At 40.1% G+C, this 287-nt stretch carries 1 protein-coding gene; it reads right to left on the minus strand.

Going from position 1 to position 287, the window contains the following annotated elements; all coding sequences use genetic code 11:
• A partial coding sequence (locus HRG09_RS28485) for a serine hydrolase domain-containing protein (RefSeq protein WP_174104122.1) occupies positions 1–287 on the minus strand: 287 nt, incomplete at both ends.

Consider the following 287-nt stretch of genomic DNA (forward strand, 5'->3'; position numbering starts at 1 on the left):
AATTCAAGCGGTTCAATAATCCGATTTTCAATCTCTTCCGCATAGCTGTTTCCGGTTACTTTTTCAATAAGGATACCCAGTAATACATATCCTGTGTTTGAATAAGACCAGCCCTTTCCTGGGGCAAAGTCTGGGGGCATCGAAAGTCCAATCTTCACTAGTTCTTCAGCGGTATACGATCTTTTTGTGTCCATAATATCAGCTTCTTTTGACCTTAAGTATTCAGCGATACCACTTGTATGGTTCAATATCTGACGGACAGTAATCTGTTTAGCATCATATCCGTT

It is taken from the genome of Bacillus sp. Xin1 (assembly GCF_013314535.1).
In the GTDB taxonomy this organism is placed as follows: domain Bacteria; phylum Bacillota; class Bacilli; order Bacillales; family Bacillaceae_G; genus Bacillus_A.